Genomic DNA, 25,637 nt, shown 5'->3' on the forward strand with positions numbered 1-25,637 from the left:
GGGCGCGCCCGGCGGTGGGCGCGTGGCTTGGCAGCAACCCCTAGGGTTAGCGCTGGCTTGCCTTGCGGGATGCCTTGTTGGCATACATGGCCGCATCGGCCTCGGCCAGCAGCGCGGTGGTGCCATCGTGGCGCGCCGCATCGAACTGGACGGAGCCGACGCTGAACGCGATGTCATAACCTCGCGCCGCCTGCTCGTTGATCGCATCCATGGCCGACTTCAGGCGCGCCAGCGTGGCCTCGCACAGCGCGGCATCGGAGCTGGTCAGCAGCGCCACGAACTCATCGCCGCCCAGGCGGCCGATCACATCGGAGTCACGCAGCGACTGGCGCAACTGCGCGGCAAAGACTGACAGGGCGCGGTCGCCCTCGGCATGGCCGAAGCGGTCGTTGATGCCTTTGAAACCATCCAGGTCGAAGAACAGCAGCGTGGCAGGCTTGTCCAGCCGCTCGCACACATTGAGCGCGTGTTGCGCCAGCGCCGAGAAGCCGCGGCGATTGGACAACAGCGTCAGCTCGTCCATGGTGGCCAGTTGCAGCGCGGCCAACTCCTGCTCGGCCATGCGAGCCAGATCGCGCAACAAGGCGCGGTCTTCCTCGCCGAACTCGCGCGGCTGCACGTCGATCAGGCACAGCGTACCCAGCTTGCTGCCGTTGGCCACCGACAACGGACAGCCCGCATAAAAGCGGATGCCGGGCTCGTCCACGACCAGCGGGTTGTCGTGAAAGCGTTCGTCGAGCAGCGCGTCGGGCACCAGCAGGATGCCGTCATCGAGGATCGCGTGCCCGCAGAACGAGACCTCGCGAGGGGACTCGGTGGAAGACAAGCCAATGCAGGACTTGAACCACTGGCGGTTGGCGTCTACCAGGCTGACCAGCGCAATGGGTACGCCAAACAGGCGCCGCGCCAGCCGGGTCAGGCGGTCGAAGCGCTCTTCCGCCGAGGTATCGAGGATATTCAGGGCACGCAGCGTGTCCAGCCGAAGCTGTTCGTTGGCGGGGATCGAAGGCGGCGTCATAGGGGTTCGGCGACTGGCAGGGGATGGTGTGCGACATCACGCTCTCGGGCTGCGATTGCACGCGCACCGCCTGTATATCGGCATACCCGGCGCGTATTGTAGTGGCTTGCGGAATTCAAACAGGCAATCGAAGAGGCAATCGAACAGGCATTCGAACAGGCATTCGAGCGATGTCCATGGCCTCAGCAGCGCAGCCGCGCCTGCTGATCGCGCAGGTTGCGGTAGCGCCGGCGGTAGTCCTCCTGCTCCGGCAGGCGAGCCCGGCGGCGCGCACTGTAGTCGGACTCCAGCAGCCGCATCTGGTTGGCCAGCCAGTAACACTGGTTGACCTCGGTGCGGGCGGCCTCGTTTTGCTCGCGCACCAGCCGCGCCTGGTATTCGCGCTCCTCCGCCTCGCGCTTTTTCAGGAACTGCTGGTTGGCCGCGTCGGTAGCCGGTTCGGGGCTGATACGAGAGAGATTGCCGCCCAGCGCCGCGCCCTGCCAGCCGGCCGGGCACGGGGCGTCGGTGTAGAGCGTTTTGTTGCCGCTTACGCATTTGCCGGCGTGGGCCGCGCCCATGCAGCAGACAAGCGCAAGCAGGACAAGCCAGTGCCGCATGGCAGTCTCCCGTTGGCACCGCCGGTGGCGGCCGCCGTGATTGTCGATCTGGAATCTGGTGGGCGTGTGCGCAACCCGGCCCATATTCTTGTCCGTCCCAGGGCGGCTTGTCCAGCGGTGCCGACCGTTCTCCCATGATCCTGGCGCCCTTGCATTCTCGGCAATAGAATCAGATTTGAGACGTTCTCCTTGCATCAAGGAGAACTACACGTGGAAGGCGGCATCAGCTGTCACCGCTCGGCATCCTCGTCCAGCACGCCGATCAGGTCAGCCGCCACCGAGCGCCGCGCATCCGCCGCCCGGAAGTACCGCACCAGCGTCGCCACGCTGGTGTGCCCCGTCATGGCCATGGCCTCGGCCATCGGCACCTGGCGCGAAGCTGCCTCGGTCACAAAGCCCGAGCGCAGCGAGTGCGCCGAGAAATCTCCCTCCAGCCCGGCCGCCTCGCAACGCTGCCTGACGATCTTGCGCACGGCGGCGTCGGACAGCGCTTCGCCCACATGCCCGCCACGGCGCACGCGCCGGAAGATCACGCCATCGCCAATCGCTGCCGCCTTTAGCCAGGCCTCCAGCGCCGCGCCCGCCGCGCCGATCACCGGCTTGGCGTTGTCCGGCAGGTCGGCTCCGGCCTGGTTGGTCTTGGACCAGCCCAGTTGATAGACGAACTCGCCCGGCGCGAGGCGCCGCAGGTTGGCCAGGGTGGCGCCCGCCACCTCGGAGCGCCGCCGGCCACCGCTGGACCAGGCGAACAGCAGCAGCGCACGGTCGCGCAGGCCGATCAGCGAATCGTCGCAGGTCTCCAGTAGCCGGGATAACGGCTCACGCGTCAGCGCCGCCTTGCGCGCCGGGCGCTCGCCGCGCTTGGCATAGGCCCGGCGCGTGCGCGCCACCAGCTCACGCACGGCCGGGTCGGCACAGGGGTTATCCAGGTTTTCCAGCCGATGCGCCTTGGCAATCACGGCCAGCCGGTGCATCAGCGTGGCCAATGCCGGCGGGCCTGTACGCGCCTTGAGTCCGCTGGCGACCAGTGCCGCGTCGATGGCCGGCGGCAATTCGCTGACCGGGCCCTGGGGCGTGGTCCGCGTGGCGTGGTCTACGACAAACTGGATGATGACCGCCGGCTGCAGGGGAAGGGCGATCGGCTGGCCGTAGCGCAGCGCGAACCAACCTGCCCAATACCGTAGGGCGGAACGATAGCTGGCCACCGTGTTGGCGGATTCGCCCTCGCGGTACAGCGCTTCGGCGGCCTGGCGGCCAAGCGGGTCGAGTTCGGACGGGCGCAGCGGCGCGGGAAAATCGGCATGAGCGAGCTTCAGGCTGGAGGAATCGGGGTGCTTTGGCGAGTTTTCGGCCTTGTCACCGAGGAATAAGAGTGGCTCTTGTGAAATCATAATAAATATGATGTATGCTGTATTAAATTATACACAAACACCAGATAAGGCGCGATAACCATTCATTATCGTGCCTTATCTTTGGGGCGAGATCCAACGCCGCCAAAAAACTTGCCCGGACCATGCAAAACGCCAATCTGCCCGCCACGCGCTCCCGTTCCATCACCCAGCAAGATGTCTGGCAAGCCGCCGATGCCTTGCTGCTGGCCGGCCAGCGCCCCACCATCGAACGGATCCGGCTGCATCTTGGGCGCGGCTCGCCAAACACCGTCAGCCCGCACCTGGATGCCTGGTTCGCCGGGCTGGGCGCCCGTTTGCAGGACCCGCAGGCGTTTGCGGCGCCAGCGAACCTGCCTGAACCGGTGAACCAGGCCGCACGCTATCTATGGGATGCGGCACAAGCCGAGGCCCGGGCCACCGTGTCGGCGAGCTATGCCACGCGAGAATCGGAACTGGCGCTGGCGAGGGCAGCCGTCGAGGCGGAGCAGGCCGCGCTGGCGCAGGAGCGCGCCATCCTGATGGCAAAACTGGACGCCGCCGACAACGCCCTGGCCGAACTGGCGCGCGCCCGCGATGAAGCCAGCGAACGCGCCGCCCGCGCCGAGGCGCAACTGGTGGCGCAGCAAGCGGAGAACGACGCCATGCGTGCCGCGCTGGGACGCGCGCAGCAAGAGAAGGACGCGCTGCTGCGCGATACCGCTAGCCAGCGCGCCGCCTGGGACAAGGAGCGCGAAACCATGGCGGATCGATTTGGCGCCAATGAGCGGCGCATGGCGCTGGAACTGGACGGCGCGCGGGTAGCGCTGCGCGAAGGGCAGCGTCAGTTGGACAACGAGCGCAAGGCGGCCCAGCAAAAACTGGCCGACGCGGCCGAAGCCGCGGGGCGGCAGGCCGAGGAACTGGCAAAGGTAGGGAATGCCGTGGCTGTGCTGGATGAGCGGGTCCGGCAGCAGGATGGCTTGCTGGCCGAGTACCGGCAGCAATTGGAAAACCGGGGAGAGCCGGACGCGGATATCGCGCGGGCAGCACGCCCGCCAATACGAAAGAGTCGCCCGATCAGGCCCGCCCGGCCACCGAGATTCAAGGTGTGAGGAGGGTCTATCCTGATGCTAGATCTAGCATTGACAGTAGGGCGCAACCGGTTGAATTTATTGGAAATCTCCGGAATGTTTCCACACCGGAACACCTAACACCTGACATTTGGACATGCCGATAAGCCATTGATCTTCATGCATTTCCATGACCCGACTCCTTTACGTCCCCCTTAGCAGGTGCTTCTGGATTTTCCCGCTCGTGGTCTTCGGCAGCGCATCGACAAAGTGATACCGGCGCGGCCGCTTGTAGGCAGCCAGGCGGTCGCCATGCACCAGGAAGCCGTCGAGCAATGCCGCGGTAGCTTGTGCCCCGGGCTTGACCACCACATAGGCGCCGACAACCTGCCCCCAGGTAGCATCCGCCTCGCCGATGACCGCCACTTCCAGCACGGCAGCGTGCTCGATCAGCGCATCCTCGACTTCCCGCGGATACACGTTCTCGGCGCCCGAATTGATCATGTAGTCGATGCGATCGCGCACCCACAGGTAGCCGTCCTCGTCCAGGCTGCCGAGGTCGCCGGTGTGGTACCAGCCGTGGGCCAGGGCGCGCGCATTGGCATCCGGGCGGTTCAGGTAGCCGGCCATCATGCACGGGCCGCGCACCAGGATCTCGCCGACTTCTCCGGGTGCGCAAGGCTGGGCCGGATCGGTCGGGGCGTCGTCCTCGCGCAGCACTGCAACCACCAGGTCGTGATTGAGCGAGGGCAGGCCGGCCGAGCCGGCGTGGCTGAGCTGCTCATGCGGATACAGCACGGACATGCAGGGCCCCATCTCGGTGGTGCCATACACCTGCACCAAGCCCGCGCCAACCACGCGGTCCCACTCGCGGATCAGGTGCGGCGCCATCGATGCGCCGCCGTACTCCACCAGCCGCAGCGACGACACATCGCGCGCGTGGGCGTCCGGGTGGTTGAGCAGCATGCCGACCATGGTCGGCGCGGCGAAGAAGTGCGTGACTTTCTCGGCCTCGACCAGTTGCCAGGCCTCGCCGGCATCGAAGCGCCGCTGCAGCACCTGCGTGGCGCCCAGTTGCAGGCGCGGCAGGAAGCTGGTGTGCAGCTCCGCCGTGTGGTTCAGCGGCGCAATCGACAAGCCCACGTCCTCGCGCGACAGCGTCATGGCCTGATGCATCATGGCGTTGTGCGCGAGCTTGCTGCGATGCGTGTGCAGCACGCCCTTGGGGCGGCCGGTGGTGCCGCTGGTGTACATCAGGATGCAGGGATCGTTCTCAATCACGGCGATGCCGGGCGCGTCATGCGGCTGCCCCGCGGCCAGCGTGGCCAGGTGGTGCGTGGCAAAGGCCGGTGCCGGCTCGGGGTCCGCGTAGATCCAGCGTGTTGTGCCCGAGGCCAGCTCGGCGGCTTTTTCCACCACGGCGCAGCCTTCCTGCTCGAACAGCAGGGCGCTGGCCTTGCCGTCCTCCAGGATGAAGGCCAGTTCCTGCGCGGCCAGCCGGTAGTTGATCGGATTAAAGATCGCGCCTACCCGGGCCGCCGCCAGCATGCTGAAAACAAAGGCTGGCGTGTTGTAGAGGAACGCCGCAACCACATCGCCATGGCCTACGCCGATCGACAGCAGCGCATGGGCGTGGCGGTTCACCTGCGCGTCCAGCTCCGCATAGGTCCAGGTGCGGCGGCTCGGTCCCATGCCGGCGACCAGCGCGGTCTTGCGTGGCAGGTAGCGCGCGGGCCAGGAAAGGGTGTCGCCCAGGGTAAGGACGTGGCTCAAGGCAATGCTCCAACAGCGGGGGTGGGGGGGCGCCGGCGGGCAAGGCAAGCCGGCAAGAACGGCCGAAAGAAAGCGGTCGAATATAAAGCCAGCGTCTCTTTTTGGGAAATAACGATTTGCACTTTGCATATATGGATCCGCCAGGGCGCCCTGCGCCGAAGCCAATTGACGCAAGACGTCATGCCCGCAACTCGCTATCGTGCCAGCAAGGCCGGCGAGCCATGACTCGCCGATGACAACGGCAATCGATGACTGAGGCGAAAGGGGAAGCGCGTCCATGAACAAGCAAAGTCGGCAGGGCAAGGAAAACGTGCGGATAGGCGGCGCCTCCGGTTTCTGGGGCGACAGCGCAATCGGCCCGGTCCAGCTGGTGGACAAGGGCGACATCGACTACCTGGTGTTCGACTACCTGGCTGAGCTCACCATGTCGCTGCTGGCGGCGGCGCGGCTGAAGAATCCGGAAGCTGGCTATGCGCTGGATTTTGTCACCGGGGCCCTGCGCTCGGTGCTCAAGCCAGCCATGGAAAAGGGCATCCGCATCGTGAGCAATGCCGGCGGCGTGAATCCGCGGGCCTGTGCGGCGGCGGTGCGCAAGCTGGCCGAGGAACTCGGCGTGACGGTGCGGGTGGCGGTGGTCGATGGCGACGACCTGCTGCCGCAGCTCGACGCGCTGCGCGAGGCAGGCACGCGCGACATGCAAAGCGGCGCCGCGATGCCGGCCCGCATCCTGACGGCCAACGCCTACCTGGGCGCCGTGCCGATCCGGGCCGCGCTGGATGCCGGCGCGGATATCGTGATCACCGGGCGCTGCGTGGACAGCGCGGTGACGCTGGGCGTGCTGATGCACGAGTTCAACTGGAGCCCCACCGACTACGACCTGCTGTCCGCGGGCAGCCTGGCGGGGCACATCATCGAGTGCGGCTGCCAGGCCACCGGCGGCCTGCACACCGACTGGGAGCAGGTACCGGACTGGGCCAATATCGGCTACCCGGTAGTGACCTGCCGGGCGGATGGCACCTTCCTGGTCGGCAAGCCGCCCGGCACCGGCGGGCTGGTCAGCCCGGCCACCGTCGGCGAGCAGATGCTATACGAGATAGGCGATCCGGCCGCCTACCTGCTGCCTGACGTGATCTGCGATTTCACCGGCGTCACGCTGCGCCAGGCCGGGACGGACCTGGTGGAAGTCCAGGGCGCCAAGGGCCGCCCGCCTAGCGCCAGCTACAAGGTCTCGGCCACCTATGCCGACGGCTATCGCTGCTCGGCGCAACTGACCATCGTGGGCTTCGATGCCGTGCGCAAGGCGCGCCGCAGCGGCGAGGCCTTCCTGGCACGCACGCGCGGCATGCTGGCACGGGCCGGGCAGCCGGATTTCACCGAGACCCGGCTGGACGTGCTGGGCACCGCCGCGGCCTTTGGCCCGCATGTGCCGCAACCTGCCTTGTTCGAGGCGGTGATGTGGCTGGCGGTGACGCATCCGGACAAGCGCGCGCTGGAGATGTTCGCGCGAGAGATTGCGCCGGCAGGCACTTCATGGTCGCCCGGCACCACCGGGGTAGGCGGGCGGCCATCCGTCAGCATGGCCATCAAGCAGTTTCCCTTCCTGGTGCCAAAAACGCGGGTCCAGCCCGCCGTGTGGCTTGACGAGCAGCCGGTGCCGCTGCCCGCGACCATGGCCTGCGCAAGCGATGCGCCAACTGGCGCGGTGCCGGCGGCCGAGCCAGCCCGCGCGTCGACGCCATCTGCCGCTACCGAGCCTGCCGCAGACTGGGTCGATGTGCCGCTGATCCGGCTGGCGTACGGGCGTAGTGGCGACAAGGGCGATTTTTCCAACATCGGCATCATCGCGCGCGACGCCGCCTACCTGCCGCTGATCGCAGCGCAGTTGACAGAGGCTGCGGTGGCCGCGTTCCTTGCGCACAACGTCAAGGGCAGGGTGACGCGTTACTTCCTGCCCGGCATCGGCGCCTTCAACTTCCTGTGCGAGCAGGCGCTGGGCGGCGGCGGCATGGCGTCGCTGCGCAACGATCCGCTGGGCAAGGGGATGGGCCAGGTCCTGCTGGCCATGCCGGTGCGGGTGCCGCCGGCGCTGGCGCTGGCGCGGGCACTGGGCGCCTGAGCCAGGCCGGATGGGGTCTATCCCGATGCCGACGGCATGCGGCATGCGGCATCGGGATAAACCCCCATCCGGCGCCTCTTCAGCCGCCTTCGCTGGCATCATGACGCTGGCGCGCAAGGCCGCAGGGCGGCTGCCCGCGCGTTCTTGCCGAACCAGGCGCCAGCCGTCAGTCACATCAGCCACATCCGCCACATCCGCCACGCGCGGCGCCGCGAACAGTGAGACCCAGATGCAGCCAGTTTTGCCATGCACACCGGACGCCACGGACCTGCCATGCAGGCGCCCGAGCGGAAGTTTCATGTGGATCGACCCCGACCGCGTGCTCTACGTTGGGCTGCTCGGCGCGCCGTCGGTGCGCTCGATCGGCGCCATCCTGCTTTATGTGGCGCTGGACGCGCCGTTTCGCCTGAGCGTGGCGGATGGCGAGTGGGAAACCGCCGAGATCGCCTTCGTGCCGCCCTACGCTGCGCACCGCATCGCTTCCGACAGCCGCAGCCTGTGCGGCTTCCTGATCGAGCCCGAGACCGTCGATATGTCCCGCTTGCCCCTGCCGCTGCGCGGTCCGGGCGGCGCACTGGCGGCCCCGCGGATGGCGCAGCATGCGCGCGACCTGATCACCCAGTTGCGCGGCATGCGGCGGCCGGAGCTGGGCGCCGGGCTGCTCGATGCGCTGCTGCTGGGCGAGCCGCTGGCGCCGCGTGCGCTCGATCGGCGCATCGATGCGGCGGTGCGTCAGATCAAGGCCGACCCGGGCGGGCGTAGCGCCGCCAGCGACCATGCGCGCGACGCCAACTTGTCGTTTTCCCGCTTCCTGCACCTGTTCAAGGAGGAGGTCGGCACGCCGTTCCGCACGTTCCGCACCTGGAAGCGCGCCCGCAGCCTGCTGCACTACGTCACCCAGGAGGCCAACCTGGCCGAGGTCGCGCTGGATACCGGCTATCCGGATTCCACGCACTTCAGCCACTCCATCCGCCGCGTGTACGGTCTCAAGCCGCGCGACATCTTCGCGGGCTCGCGCAAGCTCGCGCTGCATGGCCTGCCGCCAATGACTGCCTATCGCCCCGCGTAGCTGGCCAGGCGGCGATCACTTTGCACAAGACCAATGGCGCGCCGCGCGCCAGAATCGAAGCCATCGAACCTTGCCAAGCCTGCCGCCAACGGCAGCCGGATACGCCCCATGAAAGCAACCTGCCAGGACCTGCTGGACGAGTACCGCGAGCTGGCCGCCCTTTGCGCCACGCTCACCCCCGCGCAATGGCGCGAGCCAAGCGCCTTCTATGACTGGAGCGCCTGGGACGAGATCGCCCACCTGTGCTACTTCGACCAGACCGCGCTGCAGGCGGCCACCGACCCGCAAGCCTTCCTGCGCGACGCGCAAGCGCTCAATGCGCTGATGGCAGGAGGCGGGCATATCAGCGCCGTGGCGCGCGATACCTACGGCCACCTGGACGGCCCCGCCTTGCTGGCGTACTGGCAGCCACTGTACGAGCAGCTGGTGCGCACGCTGGCCGCGCTCGACCCCAAGGCCCGCCTGCCCTGGTACGGTCCACCCATGAGCGCCCGCAGCTTTGCCACCGCGCGGCTGATGGAGACCTGGGCCCATGGCCAGGACATCTGGGATACGGCGGGCCAGGCCCGCGCGCCCACCGCCCGCCTCAAGCACATCGCGCATATCGGCGCCACCACCTACGGCTGGACCTTCGTCAACCGCGGTGAGCCGGTGCCGGGGCCCGCGCCTTATATCGCGCTGAGCGCGCCCGATGGCAGCGTGTGGACCTGGAACGAACCGCAGCAGGACAACTACGTGCGCGGCAGCGCGGAAGATTTCTGCCTGCTGGTCACGCAGCGCCGCCATCTGGACGATACCCGCCTGCAATACAGCGCCGGGCCGGCCCGGCAATGGCTGGCGCAGGCCCAGTGCTTCGCCGGGCCGCCCGCCACCGGGCCGGCTGCCGGCACGCGCGTGTTGCGCACGGCTTCGGCAGGGTGAACGGCACCGCAGCGCCCATTCAGGCCGCGCACGGCGAGCCGCTGGTCCCGGCGCTTGCCGCCGGGATCGACGCAGCGCTGCGCAAGCTCAGCGCCGACGCCGGCGAAACCTGCCTCTCCGAGCACGCCTTCGCCAACCTGTACCTGTTCCGGCAAGCGCACGCCTACCGCTATGTCGGCGGCGACCATCCGCATATCAGCGGTGTGACCTATGACGGCGCGCGCCACGTGCTGCCGCTGTTCGCGCTGGAAACCGCACCGGTTGACGTGCTGCGGGCGCTGCTGCGCGAGCACGCCTGCTTCTATCCGCTGTCCACGGCCCAGGTCGCGCGGCTCGACCCCGCCATCTTCACCTGGACGGCATCGCGCGCCGACGCCGACTATCTCTATCCCGCCGCCAACTTCACAGCCTATCGCGGCACGACGCTGGCCAAGAAGCGCAACCTGATGAAGCAACTGCTGGCCACGCATGCCGTCACCGCGCGCGCCTACCACCCGGGGCTGGCCGACCAGGCCCTGGCCGTGCATGAAGGCTGGATGCAAGCCAAGCACAAGGCGCACGGCGAAGCCGACGACACCCCCTGCGGCGAGGCCCTCCAACACGCCGAACGACTCGGCCTGGAAGGCTTCCTGTACGAGATAGCAGGGCAGCCCGTGGGTTTCGTGCTGGCGCAGGAGATCCGCCCAACGGTCTTCGCCATGCGCTTCGCCAAAGGCCTGGCAGCCTGCAAGGGCATCTACCAGTACATGTTCCACCACTTCTGCACGGCGTATCCACGCCCGGTAGCGTGGCTGAATTTCGAACAGGACATGGGGCTGGACAACTTCCGTCAGACCAAGCTCTCCTATGCGCCGAGCGCGTTACTGCCGAAGTTCAGGGTGCAATTGCGGGTGAGTTGACGTACTTCCGGCATCTGTCACACAAAGGCATAAAAGCACAAAGGCACAAAGGCAGAACGGCGCGAAGCAGCACAGCCAGTTCTCGCAAGACCCTGCCGGCTCCCACCCCTACCATGGCTTCACACCGGCGCACCGCCCCTGAACAGTGAACCCACATGGCAAATATCGAATCCAGACTCTCCGCCGGCAGTGAAGCATTCCAGGCCAACCGTGCCGGCATGCTGGCACTGCTGGAGCGTATCCGCGCCTTCGAGCAGCGCGCCGCCAGTTTGTCCGCCGCCTCGCGCGAGCGCTTCGAGAAGCGCGGGCAGTTGCTGCCGCGCGACCGGCTGGCATTGCTGCTGGACCCGGGCGCACCGTTTATCGAGTTGTCGTCGCTGGCCGGGCTGGGGCTGGACAACCCCGACCTGGACAAGAGCGTGCCCGGCGGCGGCCTGATCGCGGGCATCGGCTTTGTGTCGGGCCTGCGCTGCATGATCAGCGCCTCGGACTCAGGCATCAACGCCGGCGCCTTGCAACCCAAGGGGCTGGACAAGCAGCTGCGGGTGCAGGAGATCGCGCTCGAGAACAAGCTGCCCTATGTGCAGCTGGTGGAGAGTGCCGGCGCCAACCTGATGACCTACAAGGTCGAGGATTTCGTGCGGGGCGGCAACCTGTTCCGCAACCTGGCGCGCCTGTCGGCTGCCGGGCTGCCGGTGGTGACGGTGACGCATGGCTCGTCCACGGCGGGTGGGGCTTACCAGACCGGCTTGTCGGACTACATCATCATGGTGCGCGGCCGCTCGCGCGCCTTCCTGGCAGGCCCGCCGCTGTTGATGGCAGCGACGGGCGAAGTGGCCACCGAGGAGGAGCTCGGTGGCGCCGTGATGCATACCTCGGTCTCCGGCCTGGGCGACTACCTGGCCGAGGACGACCGCGATGCGCTGCGCATCGCCCGCGAGATCCTGGGCAAGATCGACTGGCACCGCGACCAGCCCGCCGCCGCGCCGCGCAGCTACAAGCCGCCGCGCTTTGATGCCGAGGAGCTGCTCGGCGTGATGCCGATGGACCATAAGCGGCCTGTCGACATGAAGGAGGTGATCGCGCGCATTGCCGACGATTCCGACTTCCTGGAGTTCGGCGAGAACTACGGCGGCGCCACCGTATGCGGCCATATCAAGATCGAGGGCTGGCCGCTGGGCATCATCACCAACAACGGCCCGATCGATCCGGCCGGCGCGACCAAGGCCACGCACTTTATCCAGGCCTGCTGCCAGTCGCGCACGCCCATCCTCTACCTGAACAACACCACCGGCTTCATGGTGGGCCGCAGCTATGAGGAAGCCGGCATCATCAAGCACGGCTCCAAGATGATCCAGGCGGTGAGCAACGCCACCGTGCCGCAGATCACGATCTATTGCGGCGCGTCGTTCGGCGCGGGCAACTACGGCATGTGCGGACGCGGCTTCCACCCGCGTTTCTGCTTCTCCTGGCCCAATGCCAAGACCGCCGTGATGGGCGGCGAGCAGGCCGCGCGCACCATGGCCATCGTGACCGAGGCCGCCATGAAGCGCAAAGGCGGGCAGGCCGATGCCGACCAGCTGGAAGCACTGCAGAAAGGCATCGTCGAGCGTTTCGACCGCCAGATGAGCGTGTTTGTCACCAGCGCCCACGTGCTGGACGACGGCGTGATCGACCCGCGCAATACGCGCGCGGTGCTGGCCAATGTGCTGGCGGTCTGCCGCGAGGGCGATGCCAGGACGCCGCAAGCCATGCAATTCGGGGTTGCGCGGCCCTGACGACCAGCGACTCAGCCAGAACAGACATGCAAAAGAACGAACGGAGACCAGCGACATGCTACTGACACCCGAACACGAGGCGCTGCGCGCCACCATCAAGCGATTTATCGCCGAGCAGATCAATCCGCACGTGGACGCCTGGGAAGAGGCCGAGATCTTCCCCGCGCATGACGTCTTCCGCAAGATGGGCGATCTGGGCCTGCTGGGCCTGTCCAAGCCGGAAGAGGATGGCGGCATGGGGCTCGATTACTCCTACAGCGCGGTGCTGGCGGAAACGCTCTCCGACATCAACTGCGGCGGCGTGCCCATGGCCATCGGGGTGCAGACCGACATGGCTACCCCGGCCCTGGCCCACCACGGCAGCGCGGAGCTGCGCCGCGAATTCCTGGCGCCCGCGATCCGCGGCGAGTACGTGGCCTGCCTGGGCGTCTCGGAGGTGGGCAGCGGCTCCGACGTGGCCTCGATCAAGACCACTGCAAGGCGCGACGGCGACGACTACATCATCAACGGCGGCAAGATGTGGACCACCAATGGCACCCAGGCAGACTTCTGCTGCGTGCTGGCCAATACGTCGGACGGAGCGCCGCACCGCAACAAGACGCTGATCGTGGTGCCAATGAAGACCCGCGGCGTTTCAGTGGCCAAGAAGATCCGCAAGATCGGCATGGACTCGTCCGATACCGCGCAGCTGTACTTCGACGACGTGCGGGTGCCGCAGCGCTACCGCATCGGCGAGGAAGGCATGGGCTTTACCTACCAGATGGAACAGTTCCAGGTAGAGCGCCTGTGGGGCGCGCTCAGCTCCGCCAGCCGATGCGCCAAGGCGATCGATCTCACCATCGAGTACACCCGCGAGCGCAAGGCATTTGGCCGCTCCATCCTGGACAACCAGTGGGTGCACTACACCTTGGCCGAGCTGCAGACCGAGGTCGAAGCGCTGCACGCCCTGTGCTGGCGCGCCGTGGAGATGATGGTGCGCGGCGAGGATGCCACCCGCCTGGCCACCATGGCCAAGCTCAAGGCCGGCCGGCTGTCGCGTGAGGTGGCGGACCGCTGCCTGCAGTTCTGGGGCGGCATGGGCTACGTGCTGGAGAGCCCGATCTCGCGCATTTTCCGGGACGGGCGGCTCACCTCCATCGGCGGCGGCGCCGACGAAGTCATGATGCAGATCCTGTGCAAGTTCATGGGCACCTTCCCCCAGTCGAAGTAAGCGTTCAAAGCTAAAGACAAGAGAGCAGACCAGGCCACCATGAAGCAGCCCACGCCATTCCAAAAGATCCTGATCGCCAACCGGGGCGAAATCGCCTTGCGCGTGATGCGCAGCGCCACCGCGCTGGGCTACCGCACGGTGGCGGTCTACTCCAGCGCCGACGCCGGCGCGCGCCATGTCCAGGAAGCCGGCCAGGCGGTGTATATCGGCGAGGCGCAACCGGCGCAGTCCTACCTGCGCATCGACGCCATCATCGAGGCAGCGCGGCGTTGCGGCGCCGATGCCGTGCATCCCGGCTACGGCTTCCTGGCGGAGAATGCCGCTTTTGCCCGCGCCTGCCGCGAAGCGGGGCTGGTATTCATCGGCCCGTCGGCCGAGTCCATCGTGGCCATGGGCAACAAGGCCGGCGCCAAGCGGCTGATGATGGCCGCGGACGTGCCGTGCATCCCGGGCTACCAGGGCGAGGACCAGGACGAGGCGCGCCTGTGCGCCGAGGCCGAGCGCATCGGCTTCCCGGTCATGATCAAGGCCACGGCAGGCGGGGGCGGGCGGGGCATGCGGCTGGTGCCGCACGCGCGGGCCTTTCCCGAGCTGCTGCGCAGCGCGCGCTCGGAAGCGCAGGGCGCCTTCGGCGACCCCGAGGTGATCCTGGAGCGGGCCGTGGTGGAACCGCGCCATATCGAGATCCAGATCCTGGCGGACCGCTATGGAAACGCCATCCACCTGGGCGAGCGCGATTGCTCGGTGCAGCGGCGCCACCAGAAGCTGATCGAAGAGGCGCCATCGCCCGCGGTGAGCGCCGAGCTGCGGGCCCGCATGGGCGCTACCGCCGTGGCCGCCGTCAAGGCGATCGGCTACGAAGGCGCGGGCACGCTGGAGTTCCTGCTCGATCGCGACGGCAACTATTACTTCATGGAGATGAACACGCGGCTGCAGGTGGAGCACCCCGTGACCGAGGCCATCACCGGCCTGGACCTGGTGGCGCTGCAACTGCGGATTGCCGCAGGCGAGCCGTTGCCGCTCAAGCAGGAAGACGTGCGCTTTTCCGGCCACGCCATCGAAGTGCGGCTGTGCGCCGAAGACGCCGATCAAGGCTTTATGCCGCAAAGCGGCGAGATTGCACTGTGGCAGGCCCCGTGCGCCTTGCGCGTGGAGCACGCGCTGGGCAGTGGCGCCACAATCCCGCCGTACTACGACTCCATGATCGCCAAGCTCATCAGCTACGGTGGTACACGCGACGAAGCGCGGCGCAAGCTGTCGCAAGGCCTGGCGGACCTGGTGGCGCTTGGCGTGACCACCAACCAGGTGTTCCTTGGCCGCTGCCTCGCCCATCCCGCCTTTGCCGCGGGAGAGGCCACCACCGCCTTCATCGGCCAGCACCAGGACGCGCTGCTGCAACCCGATGCGGCACTACGCCAGCGGGCCGCCGCGCTGGCGGCGCTGCTCCTGTATGAAACCTCGCCGGAGCGCCAGCCGGGCGAGCCAGCCGCGAGCCTGGCCCCCACGCTGCCCATCGGCCTGCGCTACCGGGTCAACGGGGCGGAGCATCAGGCCAGCCTGGCATATGGCGGAGGCAATCGCTTCGCGGTTGCCATGGGCGAGGCGCGCTTTGCCTTCGAGACCATCACGCTAAGCGCGCATTCGGTACGTTTCAGCTGCGATGGCCTGGTCGAGAGCGCTACCTTCCATCGCGACGCCAGCACGCTGCTGCTGCACTACCAGGGCACGCCGCTGCGCATCGAGGACCACACCCGGGCCGCTGCTGCCAGGGCTGGCGAGGTTGCCGGGGACGGCAAGCTGCGCGCCTCGATGAATGGCCGCGTGGTCAACGTGATGGTGGCCATCGGCGACCAGGTCGAGGCGGGCCAGCCCATGGTCACGCTGGAAGCCATGAAGATGGAGCACATCCACGTGGCCCCGGCCGCCGGCCGGGTTGGCGCCGTGCACGTACAGGTTGGCGATCAGGCCGCCGCCATGCGCGTGATCGCGGAGATCGAGTTCGAGGCGCCGCCGGCGGAGCCGGTCAAGGCTGCCGCCTGAGCCCTCCGAGTGGCCTGAGCCTGTTGCCACGGCACCCATCAGACCGCTTCCCAACCCATAGAGACAGACTAACCAGCGGAGCACCATGAGCGAATCGGAAACCCCAGCCGTCCTCCATGAAAAACGCGGCGCCGCGTTCTGGATCACCATCAACCGGCCCGACAAGCGCAACGCCATCAACAAGGAAGTCGTGGCCGGCATCCGGGCGGGCTACCGCGCTGCGCACGCAGACCCCGCCATCCGCGCCATCGTGCTGACCGGCGCCGGCGACAAGGCCTTCTGCGCCGGTGGCGACCTGCAGCCAGGCAAGGGCTTTGCCTTCGACCTCTCGCAGCCTAATGTGGACTACGCCGACATGCTGCGCGAATCCCAGCAAGCCACGCTGCCCAGCATTGCGCGGATCAACGGCACCTGCATGGCCGGCGGCATGGGCTTGCTGTGCATGACCGATATGGCGGTGGCCGCCGAGAACGCCTTGTTTGGCCTGCCGGAGGTCAAGGTGGGCGTGTTCCCGATGCAAGTGCTGAGTCTGCTGCAAACGCTGGCGCCGCCCCGGCTGGTGCGCGAGTGGTGCATCAGCGGCGAGCCGTTTTCCGCCGCCGAGGCCAAGGCCGCCGGGCTGGTCAACCACCTGGCCGCGCCGGGCGAGCTGGACGCGCGCACCGAATGGCTGGTCGCCCGCGTGGCCGACAAGTCGCCCACCGCGATCCGGCGCGGCAAGTACGCCATGCAAGCCATGGCGTCGATGAGCTTTCCCGAAGGCATCGCCTATACCGAAAGCCAGATCGCGCTGCTGGCGATGACCGAAGACGCGCGCGAAGGCCTGGCCGCCTTCAACGAAAAGCGCAAGCCGGTCTGGACCGGCAGGTAAAACAACCGGCGAGGCGCGCGCCGGGCAGGGCGCGCTGGCGGTGTCTGCAACGACTGAACAAGGAAGCAGCCTATGAACAATGCATCGTCGACAACATCGTCCACCCAAGCGGACAGCGCCGCCTTCCTGGCGCTCGGCATGGCGCAATGGCTGCACCGCCGCGCTGCGCGCAGCCCCCGCAGCCCCGCGCTGACCTGCGCCGGGCAGACCTGGACCTATGCCGAGCTGGTGGCCGACGCCCAGAAGATGGCTGCCGTGCTGGCGGCGGGCGGCGTCGGACGCGGCCGGCGCGTGGGCTACCTGGGCCTGAACGACCCGCTGTTCCTGGTGACGCAGTTCGCCTGCGCCTGGCTGGGCGCCATCTTCGTGCCGCTCAATTTCCGGCTCACCGGGCCGGAGCTGGCCTTTATCCTTAACGATGCCGGCGTGCATACGCTGTTTGCCGATGAAGACTACGCCGGCCTGATCGATGAAGCGCGCCCGACGCTGGAGTGCCAGCGCTACCTGCGCCGCACCGATGCGCCGGGCTGGGAAGGTTTGTCGTCGCGGATGGCGCAAGCCGATGCTGCGCTGCCGCCCGTGCCCACCGATCCGGACGATATCGCCGCGATCATGTACACCTCGGGCACCACCGGACACCCCAAGGGCGCCATGCTCACGCATGGCAACTTCTGGGCCAACAACCTGAACGTGATGATGCTGAGCGACCTCGCCAGCACCGACGTCGCGCTCAATTTCGCGCCCCTGTTCCATGTTGGCGGCATGTGCTGCGTGAGCTTGCCCATCCTGATGGCGGGCGGCCATCTCGTGCTGCAGCGCAGCTTCGACCCCGCAGCCGTCATGCAGGCGGTGGCCGAGCACCGCGTGACGGTCAGCTTCGCGGTGCCCGCCATGCTGCTGTTCGTCAGCCAGCACCCGGATTTCGCGCGGGCGGACCTGTCCAGCCTGCGAACCATTTCGGTCGGCGGCGCCCCCATGCCCGAGCCGCTGCTGCGCCTGTTCGCCGGGCGCGGCATTCCGGTCAACCAGGGCTACGGCCTGACCGAGACCGCCGCCGCGACGACCTTCCTGGCCCCGGAGCGCGCGCAGGACAAGCTCGGCTCCTGTGGCACACCGGCCATGATGACCGAAGTCTGCATCCGCGACTTCGACGGCAAGCCACTGACCGAGCCGCAGGCCCGCGGCGAGATCTGCGCGCGTGGCGGCAACATCATGAAGGGCTACTGGAACCGCCCGGAAGCCACCGCCGCGGCGTTCTACGAAGGCGGCTGGTTCCGCACCGGCGACGTCGGCTATGTCGACGAAGAAGGCTTCCACTACGTCTGCGACCGCCTGAAGGACATGGTGATCACCGGCGGTGAGAACGTCTACCCGGCCGAAGTCGAAAGCGTGCTGTACGAGCACCCGGCCATTGCCGAAGTCGCCGTGATCGGCGCGCCCGACGAGCGCTGGGGCGAGCATGTGGTTGCCGTGGTGGCGCTCAAGCCGGGCGCCAGCCTGACGCTGGAAGCCCTGCAGGCGTTTGCGGAGCTGCGGCTGGCGCGGTACAAGCTGCCGCGGGCGTTGCGGGTGGTGGCGGCGTTGCCGCGTAATCCTACGGGGAAGGTGTTGAAGGTGAGGTTGAGGGAGATGGGGGAGGGGTAAGGGTGTTGGGTGGTGCATGGCGGGTTTGCTGTCTCTTTTAGCGGCGTTGGTTTTTGCACCCAAGGGCCATACGACATCCCCCTGCGGGGGCTGCCGGTCACTCTTCTTTGCGTCGGCAAAGAAGACTAACGAGAAGAAAGCCGACCCTGCCGGGCGCAGAGCAATAAGGCTGTTCAGCCTCGGTGGTTGCGTCGTACGGCCCGGAGTGTTGGCTGGCCTTTGCCATGCCGGCTTGTAGGTCATCTCTACGGCATGACCCAATGGTCACGTGGTGGTGCCCCTGATCGCTTTGCGCGGTGAGCGTTCGGGCATCTGCCGTTCGCGGTGCGCAGCGCCGCGATTCTGCCTGCCTTGGTGGTTTCGTGGTTTTGTCTCTGGCGGCGGGCGCCCGGGTATTTGATGCCCTGCCGTACCGGCTCTATCTGCGTCTTGCTCTTAGCTTCCAGGGTTTCGTGGTGGGCACCGTGGCCCGTTCGCTAGGGCCGCGCTCGCACCCACGGCGCTCGTCCTCCGAGACAAAACCACGAAACCAGCCACACCCGAAACGGCGCAGCACTTCGCCCCGCGAACGGCAGATGTGTGAATGGTCACCGCAAGCGAGGTCAGGGGCTGCACGACGTAACCCATGGGTCATGCAGAAATGATGTCCTTGGGGCCGGTAGGATTCGCTAGCCAACACTCCGGGCCGTACGACGCAACCACCGAGGCTCAGGAGCCTTATTGCTCTGCGCCCGGCAGGGTCGGCTTTCTTCTCGTTAGTCTTCTTTGCCGACGCAAAGAAGAGTGACCGGCAGCCCCCGCAGGGGGATGTCGTATGGCCCTTGGGTGCAAAAACCAACGCCGCTCAAAGAATCAGCAAAAGAAACAGCAGACCGGAAACTTCAAAAAAATAAGAGGAGCCCCCAATGACAGGACCCACCATCGACTTCTGGCAAACCCGCTTCGAATCCGGGCAAACCCCTTGGGAACGCGAATCCGCCAGCCCGCAACTCCAAGCCTGGCTGGCGCAAGGCGTCATCCAGGCCGGGGAACGTGTGGTCGTGCCCGGCTGTGGCGGTGGCTGGGAAGTCGCCGCGCTGGCCGCGCATGGCGCGCGGGTCAGCGGTATCGACTACGCGCCCGGGGCGCTGGCCCGCACGCTTGCCCGGCTGGAGCGCAGCGGACTGCAAGCGGACCTGGAACAGGCGGACGTGTTGCATTGGCAGCCGGCTACGCCGGTGGATGCCATCTATGAGCAGACCTGCCTGTGCGCGCTGCATCCCGACCACTGGACCCGTTACGCCGCTCAACTTCATGCCTGGCTGCGTCCCGGCGGACGCCTGCTAGCGCTGTTCATGCAGATGCGCCGCGACAGCGCTGGCCAGGGCGTGGTGGAAGGGCCGCCGTATCACTGCGACATCAACGCCATGCGCGCGCTGTTCCCCGCCCAGCAATGGGAATGGCCCAAGCCGCCGTTCGGCGCTGTCACGCATCCGAGCGGCGCATTCGAGCTTGCGGTGGTGCTGGTGCGCCGCTGATCCCCTGGCGGCGCACAGCGCCAGCTGCGTTATCCATGGGTAATCCCCAATCCATATACAGCCAGTCCACACAAGAGCCACGCCGGTAGTTTTGTTACGGTGGCACCAGTCACAGCAGCCGCAAGACGGCACGCGTCGCACCCGGTGCCATCGGGCGCGCTTGACCCACCCAATTCCGAGATCGGCCCCGGCCGCCCGCACACCGCGCGCGGCAAGGGGCGGCCGGCACAGGAGACAAGATTGGAGATCCTGCAATTGACGATCTCGGGGATCGCGCTGGGCTGCATCTATGCGCTGATCGCCCTGGGTTTTGTGCTGATCTACAAGGCGACCGAGACGGTGAATTTCGCGCAAGGCGAGTTCATGATGCTGGGCGCCTTCGCTGGCGTGGTGCTGACCATGCTCGGGTTGCCACTGGTGCTTGCCGTGCCGTTGACGGTGGCGGGCATGGCAGGCTTTGGCATGCTGGTCGAGCGCCTGGCGATTCGCCCCATCCTGGGCCAGCCGCAGTTCGCCGTGGTGATGCTGACCATCGGCATGGGCTACGTGATGCGCGGCCTGATCACCATGGTGCCGGGCATCGGCGCCGGCACGCATACCTTGCCGGTGCCTTACCAGGGCATGGTGTGGCGCACCGGCGCGCTGGTGCTGAGCGTGGAGCAGGTGGCGGTGATCGGCGTCACCGCGGCGCTTTGCGTGGTGCTTTACCTGGTGTTCCGCTACAGCCGCATCGGCGTGGCGATGCAGGCCAGCTCGCAGAACCAGCTTGCCGCTTACTACATGGGCATTCCGGTGCGGCGGCTCAACGGGCTGGTCTGGGGCTTGTCGGCGTCGGTGGCCGCGATCGCCGGCCTGCTGCTGGCGCCCATCACCTTTGTCCACGCCAGCATGGGCATGCTCGGCCTCAAGGCCTTCCCCGCAGCGGTGGTGGGCGGCTTCGGCAGCCTGCCGGGCGCGATCGTGGGCGGGCTGGTGATTGGCGTGGTGGAGTCGCTGGCGGGCTTTTACCTGCCCGAGGGCTTCAAGGACGTCGCGGCCTATGTCGTGGTGCTGATCATGCTGGTGGTCAAGCCGAACGGCCTGTTCGGCGAGAACCTGCGCAAAAAGGTGTAGAGACGCGATGCGATTCCTCTTCAAGACCGACTATCGCCAGGACCTGCGCCTGGCCAGGCACCCGGGCCATGTGTTCTGGTACGGCTTACTGATGGCTTGCCTGCTGATCGCGCCGGGCTGGGCCAGCAGCTACTGGATCGCGCAGCTTGGCTTTGTGCTGATCTACGCCATTGCGGGCCTGGGCCTGATGGTGCTGTCCGGCTACACGGGGCTGCTGTCGATCGGCCATGCGGCCTTCCTTGGCGTGGGCGCCTATACACAGGCCTGGCTGACCAGCCACGGCGTGCCCTTCGTGCCGGCCTTGCTGGCCGCGGCTGCGCTGTCGGCACTGACGGGCGTGGTGGTGGGCCTGCCGGCGTTGCGCGTCAAGGGCATCTACCTGGCGATCGCCACGCTGGCCTTCGGCCTGATCGTCGAGGAGGTCCTGGCGCGCTGGGAGAGCGTGACCGGCGGCAATGCCGGCCTGCCGGTGGCCGCGCCGCAGCTGTGGGGCTATGTGCTTGACGGGCCGGTGGCGTTCTACTACCTGTCGCTCGCGGTTTGCCTGCTGGCCACGCTGGCCGTGCTCAACCTGTTGCGCAGCGCCACGGGGCGGGCCTTCATCGCCATCCGGGACTCGGAGATCTCGGCGCAGAGCATGGGCATTCACCTGGCGCGCTACAAGACCTTGTCGTTTGCGTTGTCCGCCGCGCTGGTTGGCATCGCGGGGGCGTTGTATGCCCACAAGCTGCGCTATATCTCGCCCGAGCAATTCGGCATTGCCCAGTCGATCGACTTGTTGCTGCTGGTTGTGGTGGGCGGGCTGGGCTCTGTGCATGGCGCGTTTCTTGGCGCGATCTTCCTGATCGTCATGCCGCAGATGATCGTGCTGGCGAAGGATCTCCTGCCGCCTGCCATCGGGCAAGCCAGCGGCCTGCAGGCGCTGGTGTACGGGCTGGTGCTGATGGCTTTTGTGCTGTTCGAGCCGATGGGGCTGTACGGGCGCTGGTGCAAGATCCGCACGTACCTGGAGCTGTTTCCCTTCTATCGCCAGGGTATGTTCCGGCGCCAGAAGGCCTTCCAGCGCTCCGAGCGCTTGAAATAAGGAGGCCCGCACATGACAGACACTCTTCTCAGCGTGCGCGACCTGTCAGTGCGCTTTGGCGGCGTGCTGGCGCTTGGCGGCGTGAGCTTCGATGTGCGGCGCGGCGAGGTCTTTACGCTGATCGGGCCCAACGGGGCTGGCAAGACCACGGTGTTCAATCTGATCAGCCGCATCTATCCGCCCACCAGCGGCGAGATCCTGTGGCAGGGCAGCAGCCTGACGCGGTTGCCGCCCCACGCGATCGCCGCGCAGGGCATCGCGCGCACTTTCCAGAATATCGAGCTGTTCGAGCACGCCACGGTGCTGCAGAACCTGCTGATCGGCCACCACACGCATCGCGCCAGCGGCTTCTGGGCTGACCTGCTGTTTACCCCCGCCGCGCGCCGCTCGGAGCTGGCCGCGCGCCACAAGGCCGAGGAAATGATCGAGCTGCTGGACCTGCAGGCGCACCGCGACGCGCTGGTGGCGGGCCTGCCTTATGGCGTGCGCAAGGTGGTGGAGCTGGCGCGGGCCTTGTGCAGCAGCCCGCGGCTGTTGCTGCTGGACGAACCGTCTTCCGGGCTGAATGTGGAAGAGACCGAGGACATGGCCTGGTGGATCCGCGATATCCAGAGCGAGCTGGGCATCACCGTGCTGATGGTGGAGCACGACATGAGCCTGGTGTCGCGCGTGTCAGACCGGGTGCTGGCGATGAACCAGGGCCAGGTGCTGGCGCAGGGCACGCCGGCCGAGGTCCAGGCGCACCCCGGCGTGATCGAAGCCTACCTGGGCTCCGTAGACGACGTAGCCTCACTGCGGAGGGCCGCATGAACCTGATGGAAGGCGCTGACAAGATGCGCGAAATCCACGGCACGCCCGTGCTGGCGCTGGCCAACGTGGAAAGCGCCTACGGCCCGGTCAAGGCGATCCGGGGCGTGAGCCTTGCCGTGCAGCGCGGCTGCATCGCCACCGTGCTGGGCGCCAATGGCGCCGGCAAGACCACCATCCTCAAGACCATTTCCGGCGTGCTGGACCCGACGCGCGGCAGCATCGCCTTCAAGGGCGAGAGCATCGCTGCAATGGATCCGGCCCAGATCGTGCGGCGTGGCCTGAGCCACGTGCCCGAGGGGAGGGAGGTGTTCCCGCTGCTGTCTGTGCGCGACAACCTGCTGATGGGTGCCTATACGCGGCGCGACCGCGACGGCGTGGCGCGCGACATGGAAATGGTCTACGACTACTTCCCGGTGCTGTGCGAGCGTGCCGCGCAGGATGCCGGCCTGCTCTCGGGCGGCCAGCAGCAGATGCTGGCGATCTCGCGCGCGCTGATGGCCGCGCCGGAGCTGATCCTGCTCGACGAGCCCAGCCTGGGCCTGTCGCCAAAGCTCACCAAGGACATCTTCGAGATCGTGGTGCGCATCAACCGCGAGCGCGGCACCACCATCTTGCTGGTGGAGCAGAACGCCAATATGGCGCTCAACGCGGCGGACTATGGCTATGTGCTGGAGAACGGCCGCATCGTGGCCGAGGACACCTGCGCCGTGCTGCGCGAGAAGGACGACATCAAGGAGTTCTACCTCGGCATGAAGGACAACGGCGTGCGCGGCGAGCGCCGCTGGAAAAAGCGCAAGACCTGGCGGTAGCGCGCTAAACGATCACCAAGTTGAGAGCAATCAATGGCAATGGCAACGGCAATGGCGACGGCGCACACCATGCGGCCCCTTTCCGAAGCGGCATTCGAGACCCTGCCGCAGATGTTCTGGCACGCCGTGGCCCAGCGCGCCGACGCCGTGATGATGCGGCAGAAGGACCTCGGCGTCTGGCGCAGCTATCGCTGGCGCGAAGTGGGCGAGATCGTGGCCGATGTCGCCGCCGGCCTTGCCGAGCTGGGCCTGCAGGCAGGCGAGGTGGTGTCGGTGCTGTCCAGCACCAACCGCGAATGGGTGTGGAGCGACCTTGGCGCACTCACCGCCGGTGCGGTGGTCAGCGGCATCTATCCCACCGACTCGCCTTCGCAGGTGGAGTATCTTTGCCACGACTCGGGCAGCGTCATGCTCTTCGCCGAGAACGAGGAGCAGCTGGACAAGTACCTGGAGGTGCGCGAGCGCCTGCCACGGCTGCGCAAGGCGATCGTGTACGACATGGAAGGGCTGGCCGGCTTCGATGACCCCGGCGTGCTCAGCTTTGACGCGCTGCTGGCACTCGGCAGGCAAGCGAGGGCCCGGCAACCGGGGCTGGTGGCGGCGCGGCTGGCCGCCGGCAGCGCCGACGCGCTGGCGGTGCTGGTCTATACATCCGGCACCACGGGACGGCCCAAGGGCGCGATGCTGTCGCACCGCAATGTGCTGCGCAGCTGCCTGACGCTGCGCGAGTTCCTCCCGGCCACCACCATCGGCGAGCGCATGGCGTTCCTGCCGCTGTGCCACGTCTCGGAGCGGATCTTTGGCGAGTACTACTCGATCCTGTCCGGTGCCGTCGTCAACTTTGTCGAGAACCCCGACACCATCTTCGACAACATTCGCGAGATCCAGCCCGACGCCTTCCTGGCGGTGCCGCGCGTGTGGGAGAAGCTGTATTCCAGCGTGACCATCGCGGTCCGGGAAGCGACCCGCCTGCAGCGCTGGGCCTATGACTGGGCGCTGGCCGCCGGGCAGGCCCGCGTGCACGAGGACGGGCAGGCAACGGTGTTGCCTCTGGCCGCGCGCCTGAAGCTCTGGCTGGCCGATACGCTGGTGCTGGGCAACGTGCGCCGCATGATGGGCCTGAACCGCGTGCAGCTGGCGGTGACCGGCGCGGCGCCGATCTCGCCCGACCTGATCCGCTGGTATATGGCGCTGGGCATCGTGCTGCACGAGCTTTGGGGCATGACCGAGATCACCGGCGCGGCTACCTGCAACCCGCCCGGCCGGACACGCCCGGGCAGCATCGGCATTGCCTTGCCGCATACCGAGGTGAAGGTCTCGCAGGAAGGCGAGCTGCTGGTGCGGGGCCCGCAGGTCTTCATGGGCTACCTGAACCTGCCCGCCAAGACCGCCGAGACCATGGCCGACGGCTGGCTGCGCACGGGCGACGTGGGCCGGGTGGACGAGCAGGGCTACTTCTATATCACCGACCGCATGAAGGACCTGATCATCACCGCTGGCGGCAAGAACGTCACGCCGTCCGAGTGGGAGAACCAGCTCAAGTTCAGCCCCTATGTGACCGACGCCGTGGTGATCGGAGACCGCCGGCCCTACCTGAGCTGCCTGGTGATGATCGACCAGGACAACGTGGAGCAGTGGGCGCAGGAGCACGACGTGCATTTCTCCGACTACGGCTCGCTGTGCCGCAGCAAGGAGGTGATCGCGCTGGTGGGCCAGGAGATCGACCGTGTCAACAAGCAGTTCGCGCGGGTCGAGCAGATCAAGGCATTCAGGCTGATCGAGACCCGCCTTGGCGCCGAGGACGAGGAACTGACGCCCACCATGAAGCTCAAGCGCAAGCTGGTCAACGACAAATACAGCGCGCTGATCGAGTCGATGTACCTGGCCAAGGTGGCCTGAACGCAAGCGGCCCCAACAGGAGACAGG

The 25,637-nt window shown here is 67.1% G+C and carries 20 protein-coding genes; 16 read left to right on the forward strand and 4 right to left on the reverse strand.

The features are described from left to right. Window positions 1–46: 46 nt before the first annotated feature. From AC1RQK_RS02235 to AC1RQK_RS02245, 3 genes are all read right to left on the reverse strand, one after another. The gene (locus AC1RQK_RS02235; RefSeq protein WP_492375258.1) at window positions 47–1,018 is read right to left on the reverse strand and encodes a GGDEF domain-containing protein; all 972 of its coding nucleotides are present in this window, start codon (window positions 1,016–1,018) and stop codon (window positions 47–49) included. 182 nt (window positions 1,019–1,200) lie between these two features. Next, complete coding sequence (locus tag AC1RQK_RS02240) at window positions 1,201–1,617, reverse strand: hypothetical protein (protein ID WP_492375257.1); 417 nt, start codon at window positions 1,615–1,617, stop codon at window positions 1,201–1,203. Window positions 1,618–1,847: 230 nt separating this feature from the next. Next, on the reverse strand, window positions 1,848–3,008 hold the full coding sequence (locus AC1RQK_RS02245) for a site-specific integrase (protein WP_492807422.1): 1,161 nt from the start codon (window positions 3,006–3,008) through the stop codon (window positions 1,848–1,850). 122 nt (window positions 3,009–3,130) lie between these two features. Between AC1RQK_RS02245 and AC1RQK_RS02250 the strand changes: the two genes are divergently transcribed. Further along, a complete protein-coding gene (locus AC1RQK_RS02250) occupies window positions 3,131–4,099 on the forward strand; it encodes a DNA-binding protein (protein WP_492807423.1) in 969 nt (322 codons plus the stop codon). A gap of 162 nt (window positions 4,100–4,261) precedes the next feature. Here AC1RQK_RS02250 and AC1RQK_RS02255 read toward each other — a convergent pair whose 3' ends face one another. Then, window positions 4,262–5,830 (reverse strand): fatty acid--CoA ligase, encoded by a 1,569-nt coding sequence (locus tag AC1RQK_RS02255; RefSeq protein WP_492375254.1) that lies wholly within the window; start codon window positions 5,828–5,830, stop codon window positions 4,262–4,264. Between the two features lie 277 nt (window positions 5,831–6,107). Between AC1RQK_RS02255 and AC1RQK_RS02260 the strand changes: the two genes are divergently transcribed. The 15 genes from AC1RQK_RS02260 to AC1RQK_RS02330 all read left to right on the forward strand — a co-directional run bounded on the left by AC1RQK_RS02260 (window position 6,108) and on the right by AC1RQK_RS02330 (window position 25,610). Then, on the forward strand, window positions 6,108–7,946 hold the full coding sequence (locus AC1RQK_RS02260; protein WP_492807425.1) for an acyclic terpene utilization AtuA family protein: 1,839 nt from the start codon (window positions 6,108–6,110) through the stop codon (window positions 7,944–7,946). Window positions 7,947–8,244: 298 nt separating this feature from the next. Next, window positions 8,245–9,015, forward strand: a complete 771-nt coding sequence (locus AC1RQK_RS02265; RefSeq protein ID WP_492375252.1) for an AraC family transcriptional regulator — start codon at window positions 8,245–8,247, stop codon at window positions 9,013–9,015. 108 nt (window positions 9,016–9,123) lie between these two features. Then, entirely contained in the window at window positions 9,124–9,936 is an 813-nt protein-coding gene (locus tag AC1RQK_RS02270) for a TIGR03084 family metal-binding protein (protein WP_492807427.1), read from the forward strand. Continuing rightward, window positions 9,933–10,835, forward strand: coding sequence for a phosphatidylglycerol lysyltransferase domain-containing protein (locus tag AC1RQK_RS02275; RefSeq protein WP_492807429.1), 903 nt, complete (start codon window positions 9,933–9,935; stop codon window positions 10,833–10,835). Before AC1RQK_RS02270 ends, AC1RQK_RS02275 begins: the two co-directional genes overlap by 4 nt. A 155-nt stretch (window positions 10,836–10,990) precedes the next feature. Further along, a complete protein-coding gene (locus AC1RQK_RS02280) occupies window positions 10,991–12,613 on the forward strand; it encodes an acyl-CoA carboxylase subunit beta (RefSeq protein ID WP_492375249.1) in 1,623 nt (540 codons plus the stop codon). Between the two features lie 55 nt (window positions 12,614–12,668). Continuing rightward, window positions 12,669–13,823 carry an acyl-CoA dehydrogenase family protein gene (locus tag AC1RQK_RS02285; RefSeq protein ID WP_492375248.1) on the forward strand — a complete coding sequence of 385 codons (1,155 nt, stop codon included), beginning with the start codon at window positions 12,669–12,671 and terminating at the stop codon, window positions 13,821–13,823. A 39-nt stretch (window positions 13,824–13,862) separates the two neighbouring features. Then, on the forward strand, window positions 13,863–15,863 hold the full coding sequence (locus AC1RQK_RS02290) for an acetyl-CoA carboxylase biotin carboxylase subunit (protein ID WP_492807431.1): 2,001 nt from the start codon (window positions 13,863–13,865) through the stop codon (window positions 15,861–15,863). Window positions 15,864–15,948: 85 nt separating this feature from the next. Continuing rightward, entirely contained in the window at window positions 15,949–16,734 is a 786-nt protein-coding gene (locus tag AC1RQK_RS02295; RefSeq protein ID WP_492375246.1) for an enoyl-CoA hydratase/isomerase family protein, read from the forward strand. A 72-nt stretch (window positions 16,735–16,806) separates the two neighbouring features. Further along, the gene (locus tag AC1RQK_RS02300; protein WP_492807434.1) at window positions 16,807–18,378 is read left to right on the forward strand and encodes an acyl-CoA synthetase; all 1,572 of its coding nucleotides are present in this window, start codon (window positions 16,807–16,809) and stop codon (window positions 18,376–18,378) included. 905 nt (window positions 18,379–19,283) lie between these two features. Then, complete coding sequence (locus AC1RQK_RS02305) at window positions 19,284–19,895, forward strand: methyltransferase domain-containing protein (protein ID WP_492807435.1); 612 nt, start codon at window positions 19,284–19,286, stop codon at window positions 19,893–19,895. 240 nt (window positions 19,896–20,135) lie between these two features. Beyond that, complete coding sequence (locus AC1RQK_RS02310; RefSeq protein WP_492375568.1) at window positions 20,136–21,008, forward strand: branched-chain amino acid ABC transporter permease; 873 nt, start codon at window positions 20,136–20,138, stop codon at window positions 21,006–21,008. A gap of 7 nt (window positions 21,009–21,015) precedes the next feature. Further along, window positions 21,016–22,092, forward strand: coding sequence for a branched-chain amino acid ABC transporter permease (locus AC1RQK_RS02315; protein WP_174426302.1), 1,077 nt, complete (start codon window positions 21,016–21,018; stop codon window positions 22,090–22,092). 12 nt (window positions 22,093–22,104) lie between these two features. Continuing rightward, complete coding sequence (locus AC1RQK_RS02320; RefSeq protein ID WP_492807438.1) at window positions 22,105–22,902, forward strand: ABC transporter ATP-binding protein; 798 nt, start codon at window positions 22,105–22,107, stop codon at window positions 22,900–22,902. Beyond that, window positions 22,899–23,711, forward strand: coding sequence for an ABC transporter ATP-binding protein (locus AC1RQK_RS02325; protein WP_492375570.1), 813 nt, complete (start codon window positions 22,899–22,901; stop codon window positions 23,709–23,711). The genes AC1RQK_RS02320 and AC1RQK_RS02325 overlap by 4 nt, the downstream gene beginning before the upstream one ends. Before the next feature lie 69 nt (window positions 23,712–23,780). Beyond that, window positions 23,781–25,610 carry an AMP-dependent synthetase/ligase gene (locus AC1RQK_RS02330; protein ID WP_492807440.1) on the forward strand — a complete coding sequence of 610 codons (1,830 nt, stop codon included), beginning with the start codon at window positions 23,781–23,783 and terminating at the stop codon, window positions 25,608–25,610. Window positions 25,611–25,637: the final 27 nt, after the last annotated feature.

The sequence above is a fragment of the Cupriavidus sp. GW822-FHT02D05 genome, assembly GCF_058802485.1.